The 19,509-nt window shown below is 33.2% G+C and carries 17 protein-coding genes; 8 read left to right on the forward strand and 9 right to left on the reverse strand.

The features are described 5' to 3' along the window. Window positions 1–19: 19 nt before the first annotated feature. From HW119_RS06385 to miaB, 9 genes are all read right to left on the reverse strand, one after another. Window positions 20–409, reverse strand: coding sequence for a DUF779 domain-containing protein (locus tag HW119_RS06385; protein WP_177762262.1), 390 nt, complete (start codon window positions 407–409; stop codon window positions 20–22). 9 nt (window positions 410–418) lie between these two features. Further along, window positions 419–1,930, reverse strand: a complete 1,512-nt coding sequence (locus tag HW119_RS06390; RefSeq protein ID WP_177762264.1) for an aldehyde dehydrogenase family protein — start codon at window positions 1,928–1,930, stop codon at window positions 419–421. Between the two features lie 135 nt (window positions 1,931–2,065). Then, the gene (gene groL, locus HW119_RS06395; protein WP_177762266.1) at window positions 2,066–3,694 is read right to left on the reverse strand and encodes a chaperonin GroEL; all 1,629 of its coding nucleotides are present in this window, start codon (window positions 3,692–3,694) and stop codon (window positions 2,066–2,068) included. A gap of 35 nt (window positions 3,695–3,729) precedes the next feature. Then, window positions 3,730–4,005, reverse strand: a complete 276-nt coding sequence (groES, locus tag HW119_RS06400; protein ID WP_125016614.1) for a co-chaperone GroES — start codon at window positions 4,003–4,005, stop codon at window positions 3,730–3,732. A gap of 146 nt (window positions 4,006–4,151) precedes the next feature. Beyond that, window positions 4,152–4,532: a preprotein translocase subunit SecG gene (gene secG, locus HW119_RS06405; protein WP_177762268.1), complete on the reverse strand. Its 381-nt coding sequence runs from the start codon at window positions 4,530–4,532 to the stop codon at window positions 4,152–4,154. 3 nt (window positions 4,533–4,535) lie between these two features. Beyond that, complete coding sequence (locus tag HW119_RS06410) at window positions 4,536–5,447, reverse strand: tetratricopeptide repeat protein (RefSeq protein WP_177762270.1); 912 nt, start codon at window positions 5,445–5,447, stop codon at window positions 4,536–4,538. 4 nt (window positions 5,448–5,451) lie between these two features. Then, entirely contained in the window at window positions 5,452–5,976 is a 525-nt protein-coding gene (locus HW119_RS06415; protein WP_177762272.1) for an LptE family protein, read from the reverse strand. Then, window positions 5,966–7,237, reverse strand: coding sequence for a sigma-54 interaction domain-containing protein (locus HW119_RS06420; RefSeq protein ID WP_177762274.1), 1,272 nt, complete (start codon window positions 7,235–7,237; stop codon window positions 5,966–5,968). Before HW119_RS06420 ends, HW119_RS06415 begins: the two co-directional genes overlap by 11 nt. 16 nt (window positions 7,238–7,253) lie before the next feature. Continuing rightward, the gene (gene miaB, locus HW119_RS06425; RefSeq protein WP_177762276.1) at window positions 7,254–8,699 is read right to left on the reverse strand and encodes a tRNA (N6-isopentenyl adenosine(37)-C2)-methylthiotransferase MiaB; all 1,446 of its coding nucleotides are present in this window, start codon (window positions 8,697–8,699) and stop codon (window positions 7,254–7,256) included. Between the two features lie 155 nt (window positions 8,700–8,854). On the opposite strand from miaB, the gene HW119_RS06430 reads away from it, so the two are divergent. The 8 genes from HW119_RS06430 (at window position 8,855) to gldN (ending at window position 19,470) form a co-directional block, all read left to right on the forward strand. Continuing rightward, window positions 8,855–9,895, forward strand: a complete 1,041-nt coding sequence (locus HW119_RS06430; RefSeq protein WP_177762278.1) for a YqiA/YcfP family alpha/beta fold hydrolase — start codon at window positions 8,855–8,857, stop codon at window positions 9,893–9,895. Next, on the forward strand, window positions 9,895–10,797 hold the full coding sequence (locus HW119_RS06435; RefSeq protein WP_177762280.1) for a helix-turn-helix transcriptional regulator: 903 nt from the start codon (window positions 9,895–9,897) through the stop codon (window positions 10,795–10,797). Before HW119_RS06430 ends, HW119_RS06435 begins: the two co-directional genes overlap by 1 nt. 120 nt (window positions 10,798–10,917) lie before the next feature. Next, entirely contained in the window at window positions 10,918–13,455 is a 2,538-nt protein-coding gene (topA, locus tag HW119_RS06440) for a type I DNA topoisomerase (RefSeq protein ID WP_177762282.1), read from the forward strand. Between the two features lie 3 nt (window positions 13,456–13,458). After that, window positions 13,459–14,604: a formimidoylglutamase gene (locus tag HW119_RS06445; protein WP_177762284.1), complete on the forward strand. Its 1,146-nt coding sequence runs from the start codon at window positions 13,459–13,461 to the stop codon at window positions 14,602–14,604. Window positions 14,605–14,728: 124 nt separating this feature from the next. Further along, window positions 14,729–16,150 carry a gliding motility lipoprotein GldK gene (gene gldK, locus HW119_RS06450; RefSeq protein ID WP_177762286.1) on the forward strand — a complete coding sequence of 474 codons (1,422 nt, stop codon included), beginning with the start codon at window positions 14,729–14,731 and terminating at the stop codon, window positions 16,148–16,150. 51 nt (window positions 16,151–16,201) lie between these two features. Next, entirely contained in the window at window positions 16,202–16,978 is a 777-nt protein-coding gene (gene gldL / locus HW119_RS06455) for a gliding motility protein GldL (RefSeq protein WP_177762288.1), read from the forward strand. A 29-nt stretch (window positions 16,979–17,007) separates the two neighbouring features. Continuing rightward, the gene (gene gldM, locus HW119_RS06460) at window positions 17,008–18,570 is read left to right on the forward strand and encodes a gliding motility protein GldM (protein ID WP_177762291.1); all 1,563 of its coding nucleotides are present in this window, start codon (window positions 17,008–17,010) and stop codon (window positions 18,568–18,570) included. 18 nt (window positions 18,571–18,588) lie between these two features. Beyond that, window positions 18,589–19,470 (forward strand): gliding motility protein GldN, encoded by an 882-nt coding sequence (gldN, locus tag HW119_RS06465; RefSeq protein WP_177762293.1) that lies wholly within the window; start codon window positions 18,589–18,591, stop codon window positions 19,468–19,470. The last annotated feature ends 39 nt before the right edge of the window (window positions 19,471–19,509 follow it).

A 19,509-nucleotide genomic window follows, 5' to 3' on the forward strand; every position in this document is an offset into this window, starting at 1 on the left:
GGCAACCGCCAAGCTTTTTTTATGTTCTAAATTGTTTTAATTCTTCCTGATTTATTATTTCTAATTCGTCAGGTGTAAATAACGTATAGTTTACTTTAAAGGTTTTTCCTTTTGGTATTTCTAACGAAAAACCTCCAGTTCCAAAGCCATCAATGACATCGAGTTCAAAATGAGCGTTTTTCCAATATTCAAATAAATCGCAATCAATCCAAAAATCATAATCTAAAATTTGTCCGATGCAAACATCTTTCATTCTCGGAAAATAACCTCCTTTTTTAAAACACATAGGTTGTGTTCCTTCGCAACATCCTCCGGCTTGATAAAACATTAAAGGACCAAATTCTGCTTCAAGTTCTTTTACCAATTCAATTGCTTTTGGAGTTGCCGATAATCTTTTTAAACTTGTCATTTAATCCGATTAAAAGAAACCTAGTTTTTTCTTGTCGTAAGAAATCAACATGTTTTTAGATTGGCGGTAATGGTCTAACATCATTTTGTGATTTTCACGTCCAATTCCAGAAAGTTTATATCCGCCAAACGGAGCGCCAGCTGGGTAACTATGGTATTGATTCACCCAAACTCTTCCTGCTTGTATTGCTCTCGGAATCTGATATAATTGGTGTGCGTCTCTTGTCCAAACTCCAGCACCTAAACCGTAAATTGTGTCGTTAGCAATCGCAATGGCATCTGCTTCGTCTTTAAAAGTTGTTACTGCTAAAACAGGTCCAAAAATTTCTTCTTGGAACACACGCATTTTATTATTCCCTTTTAATAAAGTTGGTTTTACGTAATATCCGTTTGCTAAATTTCCTTCTAAATGATTTGCGCCTCCACCTGTTAAAACTTCTGCACCTTCTTCGATTCCTAATTTAATATAATTAAGGATTTTATCATGTTGAATTTTCGAAGCTTGCGCTCCAATCATTGTTGAAGTATCTAATGGATTTCCGGCTTTAATAGCGTTAACTCTTTCGATAACTCGAGTGATGAATTTATCATAAATTGATTCTTGAATTAACAATCTTGATGGACATGTGCAGATTTCTCCTTGATTTAAAGCGAACAATACAGCACCTTCAATAGCTTTATCTAAATAATCATCGTCGTGGTCCATAACAGATTCAAAGAAAACGTTTGGAGATTTTCCGCCTAATTCTAAAGTTACCGGAATAATATTCTCTGTTGCATATTGCATAACTAAACGACCCGTTGCAGTAGAACCAGTAAATGCAGCTTTTGAAACTTTAGGATTCGTTACCAAAGCTTGGCCAAGTTCAGAACCAAAACCATTAACTACATTGATAACTCCAGCAGGTAATAAATCTCCGATGATTTCCATTAAAACTAAAATCGAAATTGGAGTTGATTCAGCTGGTTTTAAAACCACACAGTTTCCAGCAGCTAAAGCAGGAGCTAGCTTCCAAGTAGCCATTAACAACGGAAAGTTCCAAGGGATAATTTGAGCTACAACTCCTAAAGGTTCATTGACAATTAATGATACGGTATTTGAATCTAATTCTGATAAAGAACCTTCTTCTGCACGAATCACACTTGCAAAATATCTAAAATGGTCAACAACTAAAGGTAAATCTGCATTTAAAGTTTCGCGAACTGGTTTTCCGTTATCAACTGTTTCAACAACTGCAAGATATTCTAGATTGGCTTCGATACGGTCAGCAATTTTATTTAAGATTATACTTCTTTGAGTTGCTGAGGTTTTTCCCCAAGTTTTAAAAGCTTCTGATGCTGCATCGACAGCGATTTCTAAATCTTTAGCATTTGAATGCGCAGCTTGCGCCATGACAGTTCCGTCTAGCGGAGTGATTACATCGAAATATTTACCAGAAGTAGGAGCAGTCCATTTTCCGTTGATGTAATTATCGTACTGGGCTTTGAAAGTTGGTCTGTCATAAATTTTATTTGTACTCATATTTTTGTTTTTTAAATTGAGTCTATAAGTTACGAATTATTTCAATAGGTTGTTTTTTAGTATATTATAAATAAATCATAAAAAAACGGTTATTGAAATTATCAATAACCGTTTTGGTAAAATATTTAGAAAATATTACATCATTCCTGGCATTCCACCGCCCATTGGCATTGCAGAACCACCTTCTTCTTTGATGTCAATTAATGCACATTCTGTAGTAAGAATCATACCTGAAACTGAAGCTGCATTTTCTAATGCAACACGAGTTACTTTTTTAGGGTCTATAATTCCAGCAGCTAACATATCAACATATTCATCTGTTTTTGCGTTGTAACCGAAATTGCCTGTTCCTTCAGAAACTTTTGCAACGATTACAGAACCTTCTAAACCAGCATTTTCTACAATCGTACGTAAAGGAGATTCGATAGCACGAGAAACGATTTGAATACCTGTTTTTTCGTCTGCATTTAATGCTTCGATATTTGCTAATGCAGCTTTTGCTCTTAATAAAGCAACACCACCACCAGCAACGATTCCTTCTTCAACAGCAGCGCGAGTTGCATGTAAAGCATCATCAACACGGTCTTTTTTCTCTTTCATTTCAACTTCAGATGCTGCACCAACGTAAAGAACAGCAACACCACCAGCTAATTTAGCTAAACGCTCTTGTAATTTTTCACGGTCGTAATCAGAAGTTGTTGTTTCCATTTGAGCTTTGATTTGGTTTACACGATTTTTAATCATGTCTGCAGAACCTGCTCCATTTACGATTGTTGTATTGTCTTTATCGATAGAAACTTTTTCAGCAGTTCCTAACATATCTAAAGTAGCGTTTTCTAAGTTGTATCCGCTTTCTTCAGCAATAACAGTTCCTCCAGTTAAAATAGCGATGTCTTCTAACATAGCTTTTCTTCTGTCTCCGAAACCAGGTGCTTTTACAGCTGCAATTTTTAATGCACCGCGTAATTTATTTACAACTAAAGTAGATAAAGCTTCACCATCTACATCTTCAGCGATGATTAATAATGGTTTTCCAGATTGAGCTACTGGTTCTAAAACTGGTAATAGCTCTTTTAATGAAGATATTTTTTTGTCGTATAATAAGATGTAAGGATTGTCAAATTCCGTTTCCATTTTCTCTGGATTAGTAACGAAATATGGAGATAAATATCCTCTATCAAATTGCATTCCTTCAACAACATCAACGTAAGTATCAGTTCCTTTAGCTTCTTCAACTGTGATAACACCTTCTTTTCCTACTTTTTCGAAAGCAGCAGCGATTAAATCACCAATAACTTCGTCGTTATTGGCAGAAATAGAAGCAACTTGTTTGATTTTATCTGTATTTGAGCCAACTTCTTGTGCTTGGTTTTTTAAATCACCAACGATTACTTCAACAGCTTTGTCTATTCCACGTTTTAAATCCATTGGATTCGCTCCTGCAGCAACGTTTTTTAAACCTTCTTTAACAATAGCTTGAGCTAAAACTGTAGCTGTTGTTGTTCCGTCACCAGCTAAATCGTTTGTTTTAGAAGCAACTTCCTTAACCATTTGCGCTCCCATGTTTTCTAATGTATCTGCTAACTCAATTTCTTTAGCTACAGAAACACCATCTTTAGTTACGTGAGGTGCACCGAATGATTTTGAAATAATTACATTACGTCCTTTTGGACCTAAAGTTACTTTTACTGCATTTGCTAATGCATCAACTCCACGTTTTAAACCATCGCGAGCTTCAATATCAAATTTTATATCTTTTGCCATTTTTATTTTGCTTTAATTTTTTATATTATTGATGATTAAATAATTGCAAGAATATCTTCTTCGCGCATAATTAAATAGTTTGTACCTTCTAATTTCAATTCGGTACCTGCGTATTTACCGTACAAAACAGTATCACCAACTTTAACAGTTAAAGGTTCGTCTTTTTTACCGTTTCCTACAGCTACCACAGTTCCTTTTTGAGGTTTTTCTTTAGCAGTATCAGGAATAATAATTCCAGAAGCTGTTTGTGTCTCAGCAGCAGCCGGTTCAATAATCACGCGGTCTGCAAGTGGTTTGATGTTTAATGCCATAATGAAATGATTTTATATTTTGTTATATGATTAATTTTGATGAAAGAGTAATTTCATAAATTATGCCATCTGATTTATTTGACTTTTTTGCATAAAAAAAGTGTCAACTCTGACATGTTGACACTTTTTATGTATTTGAATATAGACTATTTAGCAGGTTGAGTTTCAGACTCAATTGTCACATTTTCTGTTTCGCTTGGTGTTGTAGAATTTTGTGTTTCTGCAGCGGCTGGAACTACAACAGGCGCAGCTGGAATTACAGCATTTTCATCAAGGATTTTAGAATCTCCAATATTTCCACTTGTGAAACTTAAACTTGATAATAACACTAATGCCATTAAAGCAATTGCTAATGTCCAAGTACTTTTGTCTAAAAATTTATTAGTGTTTTGAACACCACCAATGTTAGTTGAACCTCCTAAAGATGAATCTAATCCTCCTCCTTTTGGATTTTGAATCATAATTACGACGATTAATAACAAAGATACGATAGTGATTAACACTAAAAAGATTGTAAATGAATTCATGGTTTAATTATTATATTGTTGTAAAGCTTTAATATCTTCTATACGTTGTGCAAATAAAACACTTTTTTCTGGATATTTCAAAATTAATATTTGATAAGCTTGTATAGCTTTTTGATATTTTTTTTGTTCTAGATAAATTTTTGCCAAAGTTTCAGTCATCAATAAAGATGCATCTTCTTCACTTTTTTCAATATTTATTATGGTTTGTGAAGCCGTTTTTGAAGGTGTTATTTTTGGATTTGTTTCGATAAATCGGTCTATTAATTCAAGTTTTTTTAATTTCGATTCATCAACAGATTCATTTAAATTTTTGTTTTCAGTAACCTCTATTTCTCTTTCAATTGGTTGAGCTTTTGTAAGTTTTAACCATTCAGAAAAAGAATGTTTTTCATTTTCTTGAAATGGTAATGGTTTTCCAATTTCAAGTTTTTCTTCAATAATTTGATTTATTTCTTTTTTACTATGATTTTCAGAATTGAAATTTTCTGTTTTCGCACCTATTTTAGTTTCTATTTGCGTAATGATGACATCTTCTTTTTCAGTATCTTCGATGTAAGCAATTGTTGATAGAATTGATTTCTCGATATTTTCTTCTAAGGTAGGTTCAGGCTTTTTAATTTCAATGAAAGTTTCATCAAAAACATCAACTTCTTCTAAATTAATAGGTTTGTAAGTAATAAAATCATCAGAAATAATCAAGTCAAATAAAACATCTCGATCTGTTGTGTATGCAGCGGTTTTTTTTAATTCGTTGTTGTATAGATAACTACGTTGCGCGTGTAAGCTTTTTAAATATAAAGCTCGAGCCGATTGAAAATACGGAAATTGCTCAATAATCATTGAAAGTGAATGAGCATCTATTTCTGAAATATTTTCAGGATGATTTAACTTGTATGTAAATGTTGATTGATTCAATTTCTTACCATTTAGCTAATGAAGCGTTGAAAATATCTTGTGTTATACGTTCGAAAATTACATCTAAAGCGGCTGATAAAGTTGGTCCAGTTAATTGGTCGTTTGCTGGATAGTCATAGAAGAATGAAAATGCTTTTTCAAAATCATCATCAGGTTTGTTTTTGTTTGTAAATCGAACTTGTACAGAAATATAAAGTCTGTTCTGTGCAGCAGTTTGTTCTGCTGTAGCCGTCATTGGCGAGATACGATATTCTGTGATTTCTCCTTCGTAAAGTAAATCTCCACCAGTGTTTGTTAAATTCAAACTGGTTTGGCCCATGATTAATTCCTGTAAAGCAACTGTAAAAATACGGTCGATACCAGGTTCAACTAATTCTGCATTGTTTAGAAAATTGTTTACTTGAAATGTACTTGCGTCAATTTTTCCAGTTCCTGTAAAATTATAAGCTCCGCATCCGTTTAAAAGAAAGGCGAAAACAAATAATAAACTTACAAGTTTTGTTTTTACTATGATGTTTTTATAAATCATATTGTTTAATTTTTCGATAAAGCGTTCTTTCGCTAATTCCTAATTCGTCAGCCGCAGCTTTACGTTTTCCGTTGTTTCTTTCTAAAGCTTTCTTAATTAATTGAATTTCTTTCTCGTCTAAACGTAGGTTTTCATCATCAATATCGATAGTTTCAGCAATTAAATAAGGTTCAAATTCATCGTCTTCATTTTCCATTTCTTCAACGTAAGATTCGGCTTGATGCTTTTCGAACGAACGAACATGATTTTTTTCAACTTCAGATGTTTCTTCTGGTTGACCGTAAATTTTTTGAATTAACGATTTATTATTTTCTTGAACGTTTGATGAAGTACCGTTTTTCATCAGCTCTAAAGTAAGCTTTTTTAAATCGTTTAAGTCACTTTTCATATCAAAAAGCACTTTGTAAAGAATTTCACGTTCGTTACTAAAATCGCTTTCTGCTTTTTTACTTTCAACAATTGAAGGAAGTTGTTTGTTTCTGTTCGGAAGATATGATTGAATCGTTTCTAAATTGATGTCGCGATTGGTTTCAATTACCGAAATTTGTTCAGCGATATTTCGCAATTGACGAATATTTCCATCCCAACGATATTGTTTCAAATAAGCTGCTGCTTGGTCTGTTAATTTAATCGGTGGCATTTTGTATTTGTGAGCAAAATCAGACGAAAATTTTCTAAACAATAAATGAATATCTTCACCGCGTTCGCGAAGTGGCGGAAGTGAAATTTCAACCGTGCTTAAACGATAATATAAATCTTCACGGAATTTACCTTTGTCAATCGCTTCAAACATTTTTACGTTGGTTGCTGCTACAATTCGAACATCGGTTTTTTCAACTTTTGATGAACCTACTTTCATAAATTCACCATTTTCTAAAACACGTAATAAACGAACTTGTGTTGTTAAAGGTAATTCGCCAACTTCATCTAAAAAAATAGTTCCGCCGTTAGCAACTTCAAAATATCCTTCTCGCGAACCAACGGCTCCTGTAAAAGCCCCTTTTTCGTGACCAAAAAGTTCAGAATCTATCGTTCCTTCCGGAATTGCACCACAGTTCACGGCAATATATTTTCCGTGTTTTCTGTGCGAAAGTGCATGTATGATTTTTGGAATACTTTCTTTTCCCACACCACTTTCTCCGGTTACCAAAACAGAAATGTCAGTCGGCGCAACTTGAATAGCTTTTTCAAGTGCTCGATTTAATTTCGGGTCGTTTCCAATAATTCCAAATCGTTGTTTTATGGATTGAATGTTTTCCATTGTTTTTAAATTTTAATTATTGCATTTCGCTATATCCGATAGCTTCACCAATTAAAGTTGCTGAAGTACAATCGGTAATTTTTACGTTTACAAAATCTCCAACTTTATATGCACCTCTAGGGAAAACTACTGTTGTGTTCTGAGAATTTCTTCCAGACCAATGTTCGTCCGATTTTTTTGAACTTTTTTCAATTAAAACTTCAACGGTTTGTCCAACAAAACGCTTGGTTCTTTCTAATGCTATACTTTGTTGTAAATCTACAATTTCTTGCAATCTACGTTTTTTGATCTCTTCTGGAACATCGTCTTCTAATTTACGAGCGGCTAAAGTTCCTGGTCTTTCAGAATACGCAAACATATAACCGAAATCATATCTTACATATTTCATTAATGATAAAGTATCTTGATGGTCTTCTTCAGTTTCGGTTGGGAAACCTGTAATCATATCTTGAGATAATGAAATGCCTGGAACGATTTTGTAAATACGGTCAACCAATTCCATATATTCTTCGCGTGTATGCTGACGGTTCATTTCTTTTAAGATACGAGTTGAACCCGATTGAACCGGTAAATGGATGTAATTACATACGTTGTGATGTTTTGCCATAACATGTAAAACTTCATCGTGCATATCTTGAGGATTCGAAGTTGAAAAACGGAAACGCATTTTTGGGAATTGAGAAGCACAAGTATCTAATAATTGAGCAAAATCAACTGCTGTAGCTTTTTGCATTTCAGTAGCTTTTTCGTAATCTTTCTTTAAGCCGCCACCGTACCATAAATAACTATCAACGTTTTGACCTAGTAAAGTAACTTCTTTAAATCCTTTAGCAGATAAATCTTGAATTTCTTCAATGATACTTTTTGGTTCACGACTACGTTCGCGTCCACGTGTAAACGGAACAACACAGAATGTACACATATTATCACAACCACGAGTGATTGAAACAAATGCTGTAACTCCGTTCGAATTTAAACGAACAGGTGCAATGTCTCCGTAAGTTTCTTCTTTAGAAAGAATCACGTTAATAGCATCTCTACCTTCTTCAACTTCAGCTAATAAATTCGGAATATCCTTGTAAGCATCTGGTCCAACAACCATGTCTACAATTTTTTCTTCTTCCAAAAATTTACTTTTTAAACGTTCGGCCATACAACCTAAAACGCCCACTTTCATTCCTGGATTGATTTTCTTAACTGCGTTGTATTTTTCTAAACGTTTGCGAACGGTTTGTTCGGCTTTATCTCTGATAGAACAAGTGTTTACTAAAACTAAATCAGCTTCTTCTAAATTTTGTGTGGTATTGTATCCTTGGTCTGCTAAAATTGAAGCCACGATTTCGCTATCAGAAAAGTTCATCTGACAACCATAACTTTCAATAAAAAGCTTCTTTTTATTATCTGCTTTTTGTTCTAGAACTAAGCTTGTTCCTTGTTTATTTTCTTCAATTACCTTTTCCATAAATCGCCTAAAAGTGTACTAATCAATTCGCAAAGATACAATATATTTTTTCTTAATGACAAGATGTCATTGTGGTTTGTGTGAAATATTTTTTAAGCGACATTTTTTGTCTTTTACTGTTTTTAATTTTGTAATTTTAACCAAATTATTTGTAGATGAAAGAGTTTGTTTGTCATTCTGGAGGTGCTGCTGGAGCTGATTATTATTTTGAGATTTTTGGGAAAGATTTTAATGTGAAAACGATAGCGTATTCTTACAAAACGAAACATCATTATGCCGAAAATAAAAAAGAATTAAATCAGGCTGAATTTCACGAAGGTTGCCAAATGGTTGAAAGAGCTAATGTTACTTTACAGCGATTTCGTTACCATCGTATGATAAATTTACTTGCTCGCAATTGGTTTCAAGTTAAACATGCCAATGAGATATTTGCCGTCGGAACTATAAAACGAACCAATGATTTACAGTTTGTAAAAGGCGGAACAGGTTGGGCGGTTCAGATGGCTATTGATTCAAATAAACCGGTTTATGTTTTTGACCAGAATGAAACTCGTTGGTATTACTGGAATTTTACTAGAAAAGAATTTTTAGTTTATGAACAAGAACCTCGAATATCTTCAAATAATTTTGCGGGAATTGGAACTCGAAAAATCAATATGTTTGGGATTCAGGCAATCGAAAATTTATATCAAAATACATTCAAAAATACGAATATGAGAATTTTATATTTACACGGATTAGAAAGTAAATTAAGTGCCGAAAAAAGATTGATTCTTGAAGATTTTGGTGAAGTGATTGCGCCAGATTTAGATTATTTCGCTGATGAAAATTGCATTTCGTTAGTTTACGAAAAATATAAAAATGAAAAATTCGATGTAATCATCGGAAGTAGTATGGGTGGTTTTGCTGGATTTTATCTTTCACAAATGATGAATAAACCTGCGTTTTTGTTTAATCCGGCTTTGAAAGAACGTTCGGTTTTTCAGGAAATTCCGAACGGAAATTTTCATAAAACTAAAATTACGATTTTGTTAGGAGCGAAAGATGATGTGGTTCCGAACGAAAAAACATTCAGCTTTTTAGAAAATTATAAAACCGATTCTCAAATTACGATTTTAATAAATCAAGAAATGGCGCACGGTGTACCAATTTCTGTTTTTAAAAATGAATTATTTAATTATCTAAAGAATTTATAATGTCTAAAAATATTTTTTTTAGCCGATTGGCTTTGATTGTTGATATGTTTCGAAATGGTGCTCGATTGACTTTTGATGAAGTTTTGCAAAAACTAGAGAATAGGAGTGATGCAGACGAAGATTTTGTGATTTCGAAACGAACATTTCAACGCGATATCAAAGAAATTGATTCGTTGTTTGGAATTGAGATTGCTTGTAATCGTTCAACGAACGAATATTACATTAAAGAAATTTACAGCGAGGATGGGAAAATTCGCCTACTAGAAGCGATTGAAATTACCAGTTTAATTAAAAGCTCTAACGAAACTGAAGGAATTGTTTTTCTTGAAAAAAGAAAAGCAAATGGGACAGAATATTTCTCGGAAATTTTTAAGGCGATAAAAAACTTAAATGTGGTTGAAATTACCTATTTAAATTTTTTAAATCAAAGTGGAAAAAGTTCAATTCGAAAGGTTTGTCCGATTGCAATTAAAGAATCTAAAAATCGATGGTATTTGTTAGCAAAAGATTTAAAAGATGAAATTGTGAAGTCCTTTAGTTTGGATCGAATTTCTAAATTAGATGTTTTGAAAGACGCTTTTTTTACCAAAATAAATTTTGATGTTGAGAAAGAATATCAACATGTTTTTGGAATTTTGAAATCAGATTTAGAAATAGAAAAAATTCAAATATTATGTTCCGAAAGTCAATATCGATATTTAGAAACGCTTCCTTTACATCAATCTCAAAAATTAATTCGTCAAGAAAATCAAAATTTTATCATTTCGTTAGAATTAATTCCGACGTATGATTTTATAATGGAAATTTTGGCTATGGGAAAAGAAGTTAAAGTTTTAGAACCTAAGGATTTGGTTATTGAAATAAAGGCGAAATTACTTGAAAATTTAGAGCAGTATTCTTGATTTTTTTAAATGATTTAACTCGGTATATATATTAAGGTATGAGAAAAATCGCAATTTTAAAATTGAAAAATCTTTTATATTAAAAAAATCCTATATTTTTGTCTCACAAAAAAATGAAGAATGGCAAAGAATTTAGTGATAGTGGAGTCGCCTGCTAAGGCAAAAACAATAGAGAAATTTTTAGGACCAGATTATCAAGTTGAATCTAGTTTCGGTCATATAGCCGATATTCCTGCTAAGGAAATGGGTATTGATATCGAAAATAATTTCAAACCAAAATATGAAGTTTCGCCTGATAAAAAAGCGGTTGTAAAAAAATTAAAAGATCTTTCTAAAAAAGCAGAAACGGTTTGGTTAGCATCCGATGAAGACCGCGAGGGTGAGGCGATTGCGTGGCACTTGGCGGAAGAATTAAAATTGAAAGAGGAAAATACAAAACGTATTGTTTTTCATGAAATCACTAAAACTGCAATTCTAAAAGCGATTGATAATCCTCGTCAAATTGATTATAATTTGGTTAATGCGCAACAAGCACGTCGTGTATTGGATCGTTTAGTTGGTTATGAATTGTCTCCAGTTTTATGGAAAAAAGTTCGTAGCGGATTATCTGCTGGTCGTGTGCAATCTGTTTCAGTTCGTTTGATTGTTGAGCGTGAAAAAGAAATTGATGCATTTAAGCCACAAGGTTCATTTAGTGTAACTGCTGATTTTTTTACAGAAAAAGGAAAGTCTTTTAAAGCGAAACTTCCTAAAAATTTTAAAACAAAAGAAGAGGCGCAAAACTTCTTACAACAAAATATCGGTGCGCAATTTAAAGTTTCGGATTTAGAAACAAAACCGACAAAAAAATCTCCTGCTGCACCTTTTACAACTTCAACATTACAACAAGAAGCTTCTCGTAAATTATATTATTCGGTTGGTCAGACGATGATGTTGGCACAACGTTTATACGAAAGTGGATTGATTACTTATATGAGAACAGATAGTGTGAATCTTTCTCAAGATGCGATGGCTGCGGCTGAAGCAGAGATTATAAAATCATACGGCGCTGAATTTAGCAAACCTCGAGTTTATGCTACAAAAGCTAAAGGAGCTCAAGAAGCGCATGAGGCGATTCGTCCTACGGATATGTCGCGTCATTCGGTAAATATTGATCGTGATCAAGCACGATTGTATGATTTGATTTGGAAACGTACTTTGGCTTCTCAAATGAGTGATGCAGCTTTAGAACGTACCAATGTAAATATCGTTGCTGATAAACATAAAGAGCATTTTCATGCAACTGGAGAAGTGCTACTTTTTGAAGGTTTCTTAAAAGTATATCTTGAAGGTCATGATGATGACGAAGAAGAACAAGAGGGAATGTTACCTGCTTTAAAAGTAAACGAACCTTTGCAAAATAACGGAATTATTGCAACAGAACGTTTTTCTCGTCCGCCTGCTCGTTATACAGAAGCTGCCTTGGTTAAAAAATTAGAAGAGTTAGGGATTGGTCGTCCTTCAACTTATGCACCGACAATTTCTACGATTGTTGCACGAAATTATATCGAAAAAGGAACTGCTGAAGGAACCGAACGTAAATATGAAGTTCTGAGATTGGTAGGGAATGAAGTACAAGCTTCGGTTCAGATTGAAAAAGTAGGTGCTGATAAAGGAAAGTTGATTCCAACAGATATCGGGATTATTGTTACTGATTTCTTAGTTAAGAATTTTGAATCTATTTTGGATTACAATTTTACAGCAAAGGTCGAAGAAGATTTTGATGAAATTGCTGCAGGTAACGAAGATTGGACTAAGATGATGAATGATTTTTATAGTCATTTTCATCCGATTGTAAAAGATGTAGAACAAAATGCTGATCGTGAATCAGGAGAACGTATATTAGGAACGGATCCAAAATCAGGTAAACCTATTTTAGTTCGTTTAGGGAAATTTGGACCAATGGCTCAAATTGGTAATGCTGAAGACGAAGAAAAACAATTTGCAAGTTTACGTCCCGATCAAAATATTGGAACGATTACTTTAGACGAAGCATTGACGTTGTTTTTATTACCTAAAATGTTAGGTGAATTTGAAGGTGAAGAAGTTGAGGTGAATAATGGACGTTTTGGTCCTTATGTGCGTCATGGTTCTGTGTTTATTTCACTTCCAAGAGGAGAAGAGCCGTTAGATGTAAATATGGAACGTGCGGTTGTTTTAATTAAAGAAAAACAAAAAGCAGATGCGCCAATTGCAACTTACGATACTTTACCTGTTCAAAAAGGAGTAGGTCGTTTCGGACCATTCATCAAATGGAATGGAATGTTTATTAACGTAAATAAAAAATACGATTTTGATAATCTTTCTCAGAGTGATATCAATACATTAATTGAAGAAAAACTTCAAAAAGAAATTGATAAGGTTATTCACAATTGGGAAGAGGAAGGAATTCGAGTTGAAAAAGCACGTTGGGGACGTTCGGTTATTTTACAAGGAAAAATAAAAATCGAATTGTCTAAAGATGTAGATGCAGCAGCAATGACTTTGGATGAGGTTAAGAAACTTATCGAGGAAAAAGCTCCTGCTAAAAAAACAGCTGCTAAAAAGACAACGACAGCAAAAAAAGCTCCAGCGAAAAAAACAACAACAGCTAAAAAAACAACAACCAAAAAGAAATAGGAAATGATTTATGATTTTTTAAAACCTGTTTCAAATGATATAATTGAATTTGTAAATACATTACCAAATCATTCAATTGGTAAGAATACGGTTTTTCATACAGAAGATTCTTTTCCAGAATTAGAAGGTTTTTCGTTTGCATTACTAACTGTAAATGAAACACGAGGGAATAATCCATCAAAAATAGAGTTGGATTTTACATTTATTAGGCAACAATTTTATAGTTTGTTTCCTGGAAATTGGAATTCTAAATTAGTCGATTTAGGACAAATTGAAGCTGGAAATTCTGTAGAAGATACTTATTTTTTACTAAAAAATGTAATTGCAGATTTGTTGAGAAATAAAATAATTCCTTTGGTTTTAGGAGGTTCTCAAGATTTAACTTATGCGATTTATCGTGGTTATGACGCTCTTGAACAGATGGTTAATTTTGTGTCAATCGATAGTAAAATTGATGTCGTTTCGGATATGGTAAATCCATCGGAATCTTTTATTTCAAGAATTATTATGGAAGAGCCAAATAATTTATATAATTTTTGTAATATTGGATACCAAACGTATTATAATTCGCAAGAAGAAATAGATTTGATTGATAAAATGTATTTTGAAGCTTATCGTTTAGGCGAAGTTGTAAATAACATACAAATCACTGAGCCGATATTAAGAGATGCTGATGTTGTGAGTTTGGATTTGAATGCTATTAAATCTTCTGATTTAGGAAGTTTTACAAAGTACAATCCAAATGGCTTTGATGGACGTGAAATTTGCGCTTTAGCACGATATTCTGGTATAAGTGACCGTGTGAGTTCGTTTGGGATTTTTAATATTAACAACGATTTTAAAGAAAGTTTGTTGATTGCTCAGATTTTATGGTATTTTTGTGAGGGATTTAATTTCAGAATGAATGAATATCCCTATATTAGCAAAATATCTTATTTTAAATATATAGTTCCGCTAGAAGAACAAGAATTAATTTTCTACAAAAGTGATCGTTCAGATCGTTGGTGGATTGAAACAGAGGTGTTTGGAGATGATTTGTCTTCTGAACGTAAGGTTTTGTTTCCATGTTCCTACTCCGATTATGAGATGGCTTTAAGTCAAGTTATTCCTGAAAGATGGTGGCGCGCAGTTAAAAAACAATTGATGTAACTTAATATAAAACATTAATTGTTAAATAAAAATTAATTTTTTTTTTGTTTTCGTTGTATAATTGAAAATAAATAAATAGGTTTACGCTTTCGAAATAATTAAAATTATAAACCCCAAGAAATATATGAAGAAGTTCATTACACTTTCAGCAGTTGTTTCATTGTTATTCAGTTGTGGTTCTGGAGACAGAGGTGAGCTACTAAACGGTGCTCAAGGTAAAAGATGGATTACTGAAAAGCCACAAGGGATGGCTTACATTCCAGGTGGGACTTTTACAATGGGAAGTACTCATGAAGATTTATTAGGCGCTCAAGATGCTCCTGTTAGAACAGTAACTGTTGGTTCTTTCTACATGGACGAAACTGAAATTACAAATAATCAGTACCGAAAATTTGTTGATTTTGTTAGAGATTCTATTGTCCGTACACGATTAGCTATCATGGCTGACGAAATGGGAATGGACGCAAGTGCTGGAGGAATTGGATTATATGCTTTTCAAGAGGTTCAAGATCCTTCTTTAAATCAGAATCAATCTGCTTACGATCGTTATATGTATGATAACTACTATAGCATGGCTATGGATCAAGATGAATATGCAGGGCGAAGATTAAATAAGAATGCAAGATTAATCGATAATCCTCAAAGATATCCTGATGAATATTATACTGAGGTTATGGATTCATTAACAATTCCATCTGCTGATTCATTTTTTGGTGTTCCATCTTTTGATGTTTCAAAATTAAAATTCAAGTATTCTTGGATGGATAAAGAATCTGCTATTAGAGATAACAATACAAGTGCTAGAGATAGAAGATCTAAATATTTAAAAACAGAGATTGTAAACGTGTATCCTGATACAACTCGTTGGGTAAAAGAATTTAATTATTCTTATAATGAGCCAATGCATGACGAATATTTTTGGCACGAAGCTTACGGAGAATATCCTGTAGTTGGTGTTAACTGGTATCAAGCAAAAGCTTTTGCTGCATGGAGAACTTTATATAAAAACTCACATTTAAAATCTCGTAAAGCAAACGTTACCTTAAACGAATATCGTTTGCCATCTGAAACAGAATGGGAATATGCAGCTCGTGGTGGAATCGAAAAAGGAATGTATCCTTGGGGTGGTCCATATACAACAGATGAGAAAGCTTGTTTCTTAGCAAACTTTAAACCAGACCGTGGTGATTATGCTGAAGATGGAGCGTTGTTTACAGCTGAAGCAAGATCATATAAACCTAATGGTTATAATTTATATAATATGGCTGGTAACGTTGCAGAGTGGACGAACACACCTTACGATGAATCTGCTTATTTATTAAATTCGGCTTTAAAACCTAAAGATAAAGCAACTATTGCAAATCCATTCAAAGTGGTTCGTGGTGGTTCTTGGAGAGATGTTTCTTATTTCTTAAGAGTTTCAACTCGTGATAAAGAAAACGCTGATTCATCTCGTAGCTACATTGGATTCAGAAACGTAGTATCTGCACCTGGGCCAAATAGTGGTGAAGCTTCTTCAGCTGCAAGCGGAAGAAATAAACGTTAATAAATTAAATCTCTATAAACTATATAAAAAAATATTAAATAAATTAGAATTATGGCAATACCTAAAAAATTAATGAACTTCTGCTATGGTATGGGTGCGGCGGTTGTAATCGTTGGAGCTTTATTTAAAATTACTCATATTGAGTTAGGACCTTTGAATGGTAATAACATGTTAACAGTTGGTTTATTGGTAGAAGCGTTAATCTTTGCTATTTCAGCTTTCGAACCAGTAGATGAAGATTTGGATTGGTCTCGTGTTTATCCTGAATTAAAAGGTGGTGAGCCTCGTAAAATGCAAGTAGGTGGAGTAGTTCAAACTTCTTCTGTTGCTGGAACAACACCAATTTCAGTTCAACAAACTGCACCAGTTTCTAATCAAAAAGCTGTTCCTGCTTCTTCTTTTCAAACGACTGCTCCAGTTTATTCAGGAAGTGTTGCTTCTTCAGGAGAAGAAAGTGGTATGTTATCTGAAAAATTAGATAAAATTTTAAGAGACGCTAAAATTGATGGTCAATTGATGGCTAGTTTAAGTAATAGTATCAAAAACTTTGAAGCTGCTGCTAAAGGTATTGCTCCAACTGTTGATGCTGTGGCTTCTTCTAATAGATATGCTGAAGAAATGACTTTAGCTGCTACGCAGTTAGAATCTTTAAATGCTATGTATAAAGTTCAATTAGACAGCGCAACTAAAAATGCTGATATTAACCGTGAGGTTGCAGAAAATAACTTAAAGTTAAAAGAACAAATGCAGTCGTTGACTTCGAACTTGTCAACTTTAAATGCAGTTTATGGTGGAATGTTATCTGCAATGGGTAAAGCATCTAATTAGTATTAATCTTTAAAAAAATCTAATTAGAAATGGCAGGAGGAAAACAAACCCCAAGACAGAAGATGATTAACCTGATGTATTTGGTGTTCATCGCGATGATGGCTCTTAATATGTCGAAAGAAGTTTTGACGGCTTTTGGATTGATGAATGAAAAGTTTGAAGCATCAAATCAAACGGCTCAATTAGTAAATGAGAATTTACTTAATGCAATGGCTAATCGTGCTGAAGATGATCCAGCTCGTTATTTAGGCGATTATGAAAAGGCGCAACAAATCAGTAAAATTTCAAATGATTTTTACAATTATATAGGTACACTTAAAACTTCTTTGACTGAAAAAGTTGTTTTAGACGAAAAAACAGGAAAAATGCCTTATGAGCAAATGGATAAAGGTGAAGCAATTGATTATGGTTGGTTTGCCGGTGAAGGATATTCTGATAAAGGAAATGAAATCATCAAAAAATTTGCACAATATCGCGAAGATGTAAAGAAAGTATTAGGTAATGATGTTTCGTATAAATTTTTAGTTGAAAATATTGATGCTAAATTTAGTACAGAAGATATCAAAGATTCTCAAGGTATTACAAAACCATTTTTAGATTATCACTATAAAGGTTTTCCTTCTATTGCATCTTTAGCTAAATTATCTGCTTTACAAAACGATGTTAGAGAAATCGAAGCTGAGGCTTTTAATATGTTCTTAGGAAATACATTAAAACAAGCAGCTTCTATGAAAAATTACCAAGCATTTGTTATTACAGATAAATCGGTATATTTTGCAGGAGAACCAATTAAAGGTAAAGTTGTTTTAGGTCGTTTCGATAAATCAACAGTTCCAACATCAGTTGTTGTAAACGGAAGTGCTGTCAATACTAAAAACATCGTTGATGGTCAAGTTGTTTTAAACATGACTGCTGGTTCTGTTGGAGAACACAAATTCAATGGTAAGTTTACTTTCATGGAAGATGGAAAGCCAGTAGTAGTTGATGTTCAAAACTCGAACTATGTTGTTGTTCCTCGTCCAAATTCAGCAACAATTGCAGCTGAAAAAATGAATGTTGTTTATATTGGATTAGATAACCCAATTTCAGTTTCATTTGCTGGGGTTTCTAATGATAAAGTAAACGTTACATCTTCTATTGGTGGTTTAAGAAAAGTTGGAGAAGGAAAGTATATTTTAAAACCAACTGCTGGTCGTGAAGTAACAATTACTGCTAGTGGAACATTACCAGACGGTAAAGTAGTTTCTGATAAACAAGTTTTCCGTGTGAAAACAATTCCTGCAGCAAGAGGTACAATTCGCGGTGAATACGCAGCTAAAGGCCCAGTTGAAAACATGTTGATTTCTACTATTGGTGCTAAAATGGAAGATTTCGATTTCGAAGTGAATATTTCTGTTACAGAATGTATCGCAGTATTCCCAAGAATAGGTTCTACTAAATTATCAGGTGGTAGATGGAACGATGAAGCTAGAAGAATGGCTGAACGTTTAAAGCCTGGTGATGTAGTTCGTTTTACTGGAATAAAAACTAAGTTAACGGGTGCAGATATTCCAATGAAAACAGCTTCTGACGCAACTTATACAATACAATAATATTTAAAATTTAATATTATGACATTTAATAAAATATCATTAATTGCAGTATCACTTTTTTCAAGTGTAACTATGTTTGCTCAGTCAGGTTTATTGAATGCACAATCTGCAAGTGAAATTGGTTTAAAACCAATGGAAGAGATTATTGCTAAATCTGAAGGGCCTATTGCTTACCAAAAAGTGAATGACAACGACATTCTTTTTGAAAAGAAAGTTTGGGAAAGAATTCCTTTAAATGAGCGTTCTAATTTTGTTTATTACTACCCTGAACGTGCTACTGTAGATAGAAAGCCTTTGTTTGATATTTTGAAAGAGGCTATCATGAATAAAGAAATTACAGAAGTTTATTCTGACGAAAATTTCAGATCTAAATTAGATATAAAAGATTTAGATAGTAAATTCTATAGAACTGATACTACTGATACAGGTAAAGAATACTTAATGTATGGAAATAAAGTGCCTGATGAATATATTGTTAGAACTCAGTTGAAACCTAGCGATGTAAAAGAATATCGCATCATGGGAACTTGGTATTTCGATAGAAATGCAGGTGAGATGAAATATCGTTTGCTTGGATTAGCTCCAATTGTTGTAGATATCAATACGGTTGGTACAGATTACGAAAGTGAAATTCCATTATTCTGGGTTTTCTTCCCTGGTGCTCGTCAAGTATTGTACGAAAACTATGCATATAACGAAAGAAATCCTGCTCAAAAAGTAAGTTTCGATTATTTATTTAATGCAAGAAAATTCAATAGTGTAATTTATAAAACTGATAATCAATACGGTGATGCCGCTATCGAAGATTACGTTAGAGAAAATGCTATGGAGCAGTTGTTAGAAGCTGAACGTATCAAAGAATCTATCAGAAACTTTGAAGATGATTTATGGAATTACTAATTTTGTAAAATCTTAATATAAAACTCTTATCGTAAGGTA

The organism is Flavobacterium sp. I3-2, assembly GCF_013389595.1.
Classification (GTDB): Bacteria; Bacteroidota; Bacteroidia; order Flavobacteriales; family Flavobacteriaceae; genus Flavobacterium.